We start from the raw sequence: 8,837 nt of genomic DNA on the forward strand, positions 1-8,837 counted from the left end.
ACACGAGGGTGTCGTGCCGGCCCCTTCGCCGGTCGAAGCAGGTGCGGGGGGCTCACGGGCCCCACCTCCGTCCGCGCGGAGCCGCACGGGATGGTGCGGGGAGGGGCTGCTCGCCGACCTCGCGGATCCGACGGCCGAACGGCCCTCCCCGGGCGGAGGGCCGCGCCGTCACGTTCCGTCGGGCCACCGCGTCAATGCGGTGACGGAACCGACGAGGAACGGGGCGCCATGCACGACGACACCTTTCTGACCGCGCTGACCGGTTGCTTCGACACCCACGAGGAGCAGTTGCGGGCCGTTGCCCTGCGGATCGCGGCGTCGCCCGCGGAGGCCGAGGAGGCGCTCGCGGCAGCGCGGGCAGGGCTCGGCCGGGATGGTGGTGCGACGGTCCGCGCCTGGCTGACGGCTGCCGTGGGTCGGGAGTGCCTCCGGGGGCTGCAGGAGCACGCTCCGGAGGGAGGGCGCGGCCGGGCCGAGGACGCGCGGAGCAGCTGGCGGGAAGGGGAGGGGGTCGCCTTCCTGTGGCTGGCGCTGCCCGTCGTGCTCGAAGGGCTCCGCGATGACGAGCGGCTCGCCTGGGTGTTGCACGACGGGTTCGGGCTGCCCCCGCACGAGACGGCGCGGGTCCTCGGGGTGTCCCCGGAGACGGCCGCGCGGCTCGTCCGGCGCGCGCGGGAGCGGATCCGGGGCAGGAGGACGCCCCGCGGCGCGCGCCGGCGGGAACGGGCGGTGATGGACCGGTTCATGGCGGGGGTGCGCACGGGTGACCACCGGGTGATGGGGGCGCTGCTCGCTCCCGACGCGGTCGCCCGCTCCGATGCCGGAACGGTGCACGGCGCCGCTGCCGTGGCCGAGGTGGCCGTCGCCACCGCCCGGCGCGCGGAGGTGTCACGTCCCGCGCTGGTCGACGGGGCGGTGGGCGCGGTCGCCTTCCTCGCCGGCCGGCCGGTGTCGGCGTTCGCCGCGACCCTCCGCCGGGACGTGATCGTCGCCCTGTCCATCACCGTCGGGGAGGACCGGGTACGCGCGCTCGACCTCGCCTTCCCCGACTCCTGACGGATGCGCCCCCGGGTGGCGGCGAGCGCTGCCGCCCGGGGGTGCGCACACCGGCGCGTCGTGGTGGTCGACCGCACGGAGGCCGGATCGCCGCGCCCGCCACCGGACGGCTCCGGAGGGAGCGGCGGTCAGGCGGCTCAGGTCCGGGTCGCCCGCAGGACCACGAACTTGTGGTCGCTCGCGACGAGCTCGCTGTTCCCGAAGATCCTGCGGAGCGTGACGTGGTAGCCCAGGTGCCGGTTGCCGATGACCCACAGTTCGCCGCCGGGCCGCAGCGCGCGCCGGGCGTCCGCGAACATGCGGCGGGCCGTGCGGTCGGTGGTGGCCTGGTGGCTGTGGAAGGGCGGGTTGTTGAGGACGAGGTCGAGGGAGCCCGGGGGCAGCGCCGCGAGTCCGTCTCCGACGAGGAACTCCGCCGTGCGGCCGGCGCCCCCGTGGGCACGGAAGTTCTCCCGGGCGGAGGCGACCGCCTGGTGGGACTCGTCGGTGAAGACCAGTTCCGCCTCGGGTTCGTGGAGGGCGACGGCGAGGCCGACCACACCGTTCCCGCAGCCCAGGTCGGCGACCTTGGCCCGGCCGAGACCGCCCGGCAGGTTCGCGAGGAAGAAGCGGGTTCCGATGTCGAGGCGGTCGGCGCAGAAGACCCCGGCGTGGTTGGTGACGGTCAGTCCGGGAAGGCCGGGCGCAGGCGTGTCCTCGGGGAGTGCGTAGCGGTGCGGCCACGGGTTGGGCCCGGGCGCGGCGGCCGGGTCGGGGGTGGTGTGGATCAGCCGGGCCTTCTTCACCGCGAGGGAGGTGCGGGTGGGACCGAGGATCCGCTCGAAGAGCTTGAGCGTGGAGGTGTGGATCTCCTTGACCATGCCGGTGCCGACGATCACGGTGTTCTCGTGCACGGCGGGCGCCAGCCGGTGCAGTTGGTCTTCCAGGAGCGCGAGGCTCTTGGGGACGCGGACGAGGAGCACGTCGATCCGCTCCGGCGGCGGGTCCTGGGTGGTGAGCAGCCGTACGGCGTCCGGGGCCGCCCCGGCGCGCGCGAGGTTGGCCGAGGTCGCCTGCCCGCCGAGGTACGAGTCGGACACCTGGACGAGTTCGGCGGGGTCTGCGGCCTGCAGCGCGGTGACGAGGGCTCCCCAGCGGTCGCCGAGGACGACAACGGTGCCGGAGAGGTCGGTTCCCTCATCGGCGAGGTGTCCGAGGAGGTACTCGTCGGACGCGTCCCAGGCGCGCAGCTGGTCGCGCGGGTCCTCGGGGAAGCGGGTCAGCGTGAAGGCGCCCCATGACGTGCTCAAACGGTTCATCGTGCTCTCAGGCTAGCCGGTCGCAGCCCTTCGGAGCCCCGTCGCACGGCCCCTGCCGGGCCCCTGTTGCCGGTCTTTGCGCCCCCGGCCTGCCCCGACCTGCTCTTCCCGGTGCCGTTTCCGGTCTCCGGCACCCCGCTCCGCACTGACGCGGTCCGCCCTCCGCGCCCGTCCCGCTCGACCGGCCCCGGCGCGCGTCATCGCAGGGCGGCGCCGAGCCGGAAGTGCCAGAGGCCGGGACGACCGGTCAGGGTGACGGTGGAGAGGGGACGGACGTCGACGCTCCAGTAGGTGGCGGGCGGCGCCTTCAGGGCGTAGACGAGGGCGGCCCGTACGACGGCGGGTTCGGCGACGGCGACGATGGAGCCGTCGTCGGCGGGGCGGGTGTCGAGCCAGTTTCCGACGCGGGTGATGAAGGCCAGGAGGGGTTCGCCGCCGTGCGGGGCGATGCGGGGGTCGGTGAGCCAGGCGTCGACGGCGTCCGGTTCGAAGGCGGCGACCTCGGCCAGGGTCAGCCCCCGCCAGCGGCCCATGTCACAGTCGCGCAGCGCGGGCTGGGCGAGCGGCGCGTAGCCGAGGGCGGTGCCGGTGGCACGGCTGCGCGGGGTGGGTGAGCAGTAGCGCAGCTCGGCCTCGCCGAGCGGGATGAGTGCGGGCGCGGCCTGCTGCACCTCGTACCAGCCGGCCTCGTCCAGCGGCCGGTCGTCGTCGAAGCGTTCGGCGAGCAGGGCGGAGCTGCGTGCTGCCGTGACGAGCGTCACCCGAAGACCCATGGCCGCGATCGTGGGGCCGACGGCGCCGCTGGTCAAGGGGTCGGCCGTGGGGACGGGAGGGAAGCGGGCTCACTGTTGCCCGAGAGTCATCCACTTGTCCGGATATCGCAGTGGCGTGAAACCCACCTTCTCGTACACGCCGTGGGCATCGGCGGTGGCGAGCAGGATGCGGCGCAGGCCGTACGGTTCCATGTGGTCGCGGACCGCGGCGACCAGCGCGGTGCCCAGACCGGTGCCGCGGGCCGGTCGGTCGACGTAGACGTCGCAGAGCCAGGCGAAGGTGGCGTAGTCGGTGACGATGCGGGCGTAGGCGCTCATCTCCCCGGTCTCCCGGTGGTAGGCGCCGAAGTTCAGCGAGCCGGCGATGGCGTCGTCCTGCTTGTCCCGAGGTCGACCGAGGGCCCAGTAGGCATCGGTGGAGAGCCAGCGGTGGACGCGTGTCGCATCGATCCGCGCGGAATCCGCCGAGATCTCGTACTCCCCGTGCAGGACGGGGCCGTCGGGAACGCCGACGGCGGTGCTGTCGCTCATGGCCGAAGGCTCTCAGGGGCGCGCCGGATTGTCAGGCGAATTCCCTCGGGCCGGCCCCCGGTGGGCCCTCACCGGCAACCGCCAGGAAGGGGCACCTCCGGATCAGGAGGTGAGCTCGTCCACCGCCGCGCGCAGGCGCCGTACGCCCTCGGCGATCTCCGCGGGGCCGGCGACACCCGCGAAACTCAGCCGGATGTGGCCGGCGGGGGGCTCTGCGCAGAAGTACGGGCGGCCGGGCGCGACGGCCACCCCCGCACGCAGCGCGGCGGTCAGGAGGGAGGACTCGGGAAGCATGTCGGGGAGCCGCGACCAGAGCTGGTAGCCGCCGGAGGGCACGTGGGGCGGGGTGAGCTCGGGGAGGTGGCGGGCGAGCGCCCCGGCCATGGCCTCCCGGCGGCTCCTGAGTTCCTGCGAGACGGCGCGGAGGTGACGGGGCCAGGCCGGGGAGCCGACGAGTTCGAGCGCGGCCTCCTGGAGCGGACGGGGTACGAAGAAGCTGTCGACGACCTGGATGGCGCGCAGCCGCTCCAGGACCGGGCCGCGGGCGGCGAGGGCACCGACCCGGAGGCTGGGCGAGGTGGGCTTGGTGAGCGAGTAGACGTGGACGACGACGCCGTCGGGGTCCGCTGCGGCGAGGGGGGCGGGCAGTGGGCCCGCGTCCTCGTGGACGAGACGACGGGCGAAGTCGTCCTCGACGATGAAGGCGCCGGCGGCACGGGCGATGCGAATCGCCTCGCGGCGCCGGTCGGGCTGCAGCACGGTGCCGGTCGGGTTCTGGAACAGCGGCTGGCAGACGAAGACGCGGGCTCCGGTGGCGCGGAAGGCGGCTTCGAGGAGCTCGGGACGGACCCCGCCGGCATCGGTCGGCACGGGTACGGGCCGGAGCCCGGCCGAACGGGCGACGGCGAGCATGCCCGGATAGGTGGGCGACTCCACGAGGACGGGCGTGCCGGGTGGGGCGAGGGCGCGCAGCGCGGTGGCGATCGCGGGCTGGCCGCCGGCGGTGATGAGGACCTCGGCGGCGGTGACGCTGCCGCCGATCTCGCGGGCGAACCATTCGCGCAGCTCGGGGAGGCCGTCGATGGGTGGCCGGCCCCAGGCGCCGGGCCGCCGGCCGGCGCGGGCGAGGGCGGCGGCGAGGGCCTGCTCGGGCTGGAGGGAGGGGTGGAGGTAGCCGCCGTTGAACTCGATCACACCGGGGGGAGGGGCGGAGAGGGTGACGAGGACGCCGGAGGCGTCGACGGCACGGGGGACGAGCTCGGTGGCGGCGTCAGCGCTGAGGGCGACTTCCTGCCAGGAGGTGTCCCCGGCGACCGGAACGGCGGTGCGGGGTTCTGCACGGTAGGCGCCGGCGCCGGGGCGGGTGACGACGAGCCCTTCGGCCGCGAGGAGGGCCAGGGCCCGGCTGACGGTGACCGGGGAGACCCGATGGCGCTCGACGAGCACACGACTCGATGGCAGCTTCTCGCCCGGAGAGTAGCGATCCATATCAGCTTTGAGGGTTTTCGCCAGTTCAGCCACACTGCTACGCTCATGCATGAGAGCACAGGATAGCGCTACCGAGGCGACCGCGATAGCGGTCACCGCTTCTGGGTCCACCACGGCCGCACCGAACGCCCCCCGTCGGACCTCCGCCCCCCGCAACCGCGGCACCCTGCTCGCCGGGCTCGGGGTGATCTCCTTCTCGCTCACATTCCCGTCGACCGCCTGGGGTCTGGAGAGCTTCGGCCCCTGGTCACTGGTGGCCGTGCGCTCCACGCTCGCCGGCCTCATCGCCGGCACCTTCCTGCTCGCGAGCCGGGTGCCCCTGCCCGAGCGCCGCCACCGGGCGGGCCTCGCCGTGGTGGCCTGCGGCGTCGTCATCGGATTCCCGCTGCTGACCACACTGGCCCTGCAGACCTCCACCACCTCGCACGCCGCCGTGGTCGTGGGCCTGCTGCCGCTCACCACCGCGACCTTCGCCGCCGTGCGGACCGGCCGAAGCCCGTCCCGCGCCTTCTGGATCGCGGCCGCCTCCGGCGCCGCGGTGGTGCTCGGCTTCACCCTCCAGCAGAGCGGTGGCGAACTCTCCACCGGCGACTCGTACCTCTTCGGGGCGCTGCTGGTGTGCGCGGCCGGCTACACCGAGGGCGGCAGGCTCGCGGCACTCATGCCGGGCTGGCAGGTCATCGGCTGGGCCCTGGTCCTCTGCCTGCCGCTCATGGTGGCCGCCTCGGCCGTCGCCCTGTCGATCGAACCGGTCCGGCTGACCGCACACGGGGTCGTCGGCCTCCTGTGGGTCGCCGCCGGCTCCACCTTCTTCGGCCTGTACGTCTGGTACCGGGGCATGGCCGAGATCGGCATCCCCAAGGCCAGTCAGCTCCAACTCGCCCAACCGCTGCTCACCCTCCTCTGGTCGGTCTCCCTCCTCGGCGAAGCGCTGCCCCTGGCCGCCCCGGTGGCGGCAGTGGCGGTCCTGGTCTGCATCGCGGTCACCCAACGGGCCAAGAGCTGAGGCGACGAATGCGGAAGAAACGGGTCACAATGACAGAAAGAGGCTCCGAGCTGAGCAGGACGGAACAAGCCCGGTCGCGAGGAGGTCAACCCGATGCAGGCGAGCGTGGGCGACAAACTGCTGGTGCACGGCCGGACCGTCGGTCACCACGACCGTACGGCCGAGGTCCTTCAGGTACTGGGAGAGAACGGCACTCCCCCGTACCGCGTGAAGTTCGAGGACGACGGACACGAGGCCCTGATGTCTCCGGGTCCCGACACCGTCGTGCGCCACCGCCCGGGGGCCGGGACCGACTGAGTCCCTACCCCGGCGGACGGACCCTGGTCGGGTAGTGATCGGCCACCACGGTGGCCATCGCCCCGATCGGGTCCGCGGCGACCTCCTTCGCGGAGAAGAAGCAGTGGCCGCCGACCGAAGGGTGGGCAGCGGCCAGCGCCAGGTGGCGCGACAGCTCCTGCGGGTCCTGCCAGGCCGCGGGCTGGGCGGGCGCACCCGCCTTGTAGAGGGCCTCCCCGATGTAGAGCTCCACGCCGGTGCCCCGGACGACCGCGTCCCACCAGGGCAGCAGCTTGGCGTAGTCGGCGGCGGGCAGGCCGATGTTCCAGTACAGCTGGGGCACGACGTGGTCGATCCAGCCCTCCCGGACCCACTTCCGGGTGTCGGCGTACAGGTCGTCGTAGGTCTGCACTCCGGCACGGGTGTCGGAGCCCTCCGGGTCGGTGTCGACGTTCCTCCACACGCCGAAGGGGCTGATGCCGAAGGCCGCGTCCGCCCTGATCGCCTTGATCCGGGCGGCCGTCCCGGCGACCAGGAGATCGATGTTGTGCCGCCGCCAGGAGGCCTTGTCGGGGAAGCCACCGCCGTACCGCCGGTACGTCGCGTCATCGGCGAAGGACTGACCGGCCACCGGATACGGATAGAAGTAGTCGTCCCAGTGCACGGCGTCGACGTCATAGCGGCACAGCGCGTCCAACATCGCGTCCTGGACGAAGTCCCGGACCTCCGGCAGCCCGGGGTCGTAGTAGAGCCTCCCGCCGTACGGCAGCACCCACTCGGGACGGAGCCGCGCCGGATGGTCGGCGACGAGACGGCGCGGATCGGTGTGGTTGGCCACCCGGTAAGGGTTGAACCAGGCGTGCAGTTCGAGCCCCCGCGCATGGGCCTCGTCGACGGCCGTGCCCAGCGGGTCCCAACCGGGGTCCCGGCCCTGGGTGCCGGTCAGGCACTCCGCCCACGGCTCATACGGCGAGGGCCACAACGCATCGGCGGTCGGCCGGACCTGGAGGACCACCGTGTTGAGCCGGCGCTCTACGGCCGTGTCCAGGTGCCCCAGGAGCTCCGCGCGCTGCCGCTCGGCGGTCAGGCCGGCTCGGGACGGCCAATCGCGGTTGGCCACCGTCGCCATCCACATGCCGCGGAACTCCCGCCGCCGGTGGACCGCAGGTCGCCCCGGAGCCACCGCGTCGGTCGCCGTGGCCCCGGTCGCGCCCGTCGCGGCGAGCGTCACACCGGCGGCGCCGGTCACGAACCCTCTTCTGCCGATAGGCCGCACTTGTCCCCTTCCACTGTCGGATACGTCACACCCACCTGGACAGCATGCACGCCCCGGACGATCGATCATCGGTTAATGAGCGGTAACGTCGTGGGGGTCGAGGCGGACGCACCGGAATCACACGGAGGCCCGCCGCCAGAGAAGAGCGAAAGGCACGAGGTGACGGACTCCATGGCCGACATTGAGCGCGTCGGAGTGGTGGGCTGCGGCCAGATGGGCGCGGGCATCGCAGAGGTGTGTGCCCGGAGCGGGCTTGACGTGAGGGTCGCCGAGACCACCGGCGAGGCGCTGGAGATCGGCCGCACGCGGCTCTACAACTCGCTGGCGAAGGCCGCCGAGCGCGGGAAGATCAGCGAGGAGGAGCGGGACGCGACGCTCGCCCGCCTCAGCTTCACCACCGACCTGGGAGAGTTCGCCGACCGCGACCTGGTCATCGAGGCGGTCGTGGAGAACGAGCAGGTCAAGACCGAGATCTTCCAGGTGTTGGACCAGGTGCTGACCCGCCCGGACGCGATCCTGGCCTCGAACACCTCGTCCATCCCGCTGGTCAAGCTGGCCGTCGCGACCTCGCGCCCGGACCAGGTCATCGGCATCCACTTCTTCAACCCGGCCCCGGTGCAGAAGCTCGTCGAGCTGATCCCGGCCCTCACCACCTCCGAGGGCACGATCAGCCGGGCCCAGGCGTTCTCGGAGAAGGTCCTCGGCAAGCACGCAATCCGGGCCCAGGACCGCTCCGGCTTCGTGGTCAACGCACTGCTGGTGCCGTACCTGCTCTCGGCGATCCGGATGTTCGAGTCGGGCATCGCGAGCCGCGAGGACATCGACAACGGCATGGAGTTCGGCTGCGCCCACCCGATGGGCCCGCTGAAGCTCTCCGACCTGATCGGTCTGGACACGATCGCGTCGATCGCCGACTCGATGTACTCCGAGTTCAAGGAGCCGCTGTACGCGGCTCCCCCGCTGCTCCAGCGCATGGTGGACGCGGGACGGCTCGGCCGCAAGACGGGCTCCGGCTTCTACCCCTACTCCTGAGACCGGTCGCTCCTGAGGGACCGGTCCCTCTTCCAGACCCGGAGGGGCGGCGTCCGACCCCTGACGCCGCGACTCCGGCCGGGCGGCCCGTACCCCCGCAC

Annotated in this window: 9 protein-coding genes; 4 read left to right on the forward strand and 5 right to left on the reverse strand. The window is 73.0% G+C overall.

Translation table 11 applies throughout. The features are described 5' to 3' along the window. Positions 1–228 precede the first annotated feature (228 nt). A complete protein-coding gene (locus ACFW2Y_RS32840; protein ID WP_384886468.1) occupies positions 229–1,056 on the forward strand; it encodes a sigma factor-like helix-turn-helix DNA-binding protein in 828 nt (275 codons plus the stop codon). Positions 1,057–1,193: 137 nt separating this feature from the next. Here ACFW2Y_RS32840 and ACFW2Y_RS32845 read toward each other — a convergent pair whose 3' ends face one another. The 4 genes from ACFW2Y_RS32845 to ACFW2Y_RS32860 all read right to left on the reverse strand — a co-directional run bounded on the left by ACFW2Y_RS32845 (position 1,194) and on the right by ACFW2Y_RS32860 (position 5,197). Next, a complete protein-coding gene (locus ACFW2Y_RS32845; RefSeq protein ID WP_384886471.1) occupies positions 1,194–2,354 on the reverse strand; it encodes a methyltransferase in 1,161 nt (386 codons plus the stop codon). Between the two features lie 197 nt (positions 2,355–2,551). Beyond that, on the reverse strand, positions 2,552–3,127 hold the full coding sequence (locus tag ACFW2Y_RS32850; RefSeq protein ID WP_384886491.1) for a histidine phosphatase family protein: 576 nt from the start codon (positions 3,125–3,127) through the stop codon (positions 2,552–2,554). A 69-nt stretch (positions 3,128–3,196) separates the two neighbouring features. Further along, positions 3,197–3,658, reverse strand: coding sequence for a GNAT family N-acetyltransferase (locus ACFW2Y_RS32855; RefSeq protein ID WP_384886473.1), 462 nt, complete (start codon positions 3,656–3,658; stop codon positions 3,197–3,199). 102 nt (positions 3,659–3,760) lie between these two features. After that, complete coding sequence (locus ACFW2Y_RS32860) at positions 3,761–5,197, reverse strand: PLP-dependent aminotransferase family protein (protein WP_384886476.1); 1,437 nt, start codon at positions 5,195–5,197, stop codon at positions 3,761–3,763. On the opposite strand from ACFW2Y_RS32860, the gene ACFW2Y_RS32865 reads away from it, so the two are divergent. Both ACFW2Y_RS32865 and ACFW2Y_RS32870 read left to right on the forward strand, forming a co-directional pair. Further along, positions 5,196–6,152 carry a DMT family transporter gene (locus ACFW2Y_RS32865; protein ID WP_384886479.1) on the forward strand — a complete coding sequence of 319 codons (957 nt, stop codon included), beginning with the start codon at positions 5,196–5,198 and terminating at the stop codon, positions 6,150–6,152. The two genes, ACFW2Y_RS32860 and ACFW2Y_RS32865, sit on opposite strands and share 2 nt — an antisense overlap. Positions 6,153–6,245: 93 nt before the next feature. Beyond that, positions 6,246–6,449 carry a DUF1918 domain-containing protein gene (locus tag ACFW2Y_RS32870; protein ID WP_384886482.1) on the forward strand — a complete coding sequence of 68 codons (204 nt, stop codon included), beginning with the start codon at positions 6,246–6,248 and terminating at the stop codon, positions 6,447–6,449. A gap of 4 nt (positions 6,450–6,453) precedes the next feature. On the opposite strand, the gene ACFW2Y_RS32875 is transcribed toward ACFW2Y_RS32870, so the two are convergent. Then, positions 6,454–7,677: a glycoside hydrolase family 10 protein gene (locus ACFW2Y_RS32875; RefSeq protein ID WP_384886485.1), complete on the reverse strand. Its 1,224-nt coding sequence runs from the start codon at positions 7,675–7,677 to the stop codon at positions 6,454–6,456. Positions 7,678–7,875: 198 nt separating this feature from the next. On the opposite strand from ACFW2Y_RS32875, the gene ACFW2Y_RS32880 reads away from it, so the two are divergent. Beyond that, complete coding sequence (locus tag ACFW2Y_RS32880) at positions 7,876–8,736, forward strand: 3-hydroxybutyryl-CoA dehydrogenase (protein ID WP_384886488.1); 861 nt, start codon at positions 7,876–7,878, stop codon at positions 8,734–8,736. The last annotated feature ends 101 nt before the right edge of the window (positions 8,737–8,837 follow it).

Origin of the sequence: Streptomyces sp. NPDC058877, assembly GCF_042742855.1 — a bacterium.
Taxonomy (GTDB): Bacteria; Actinomycetota; Actinomycetes; order Streptomycetales; family Streptomycetaceae; genus Streptomyces.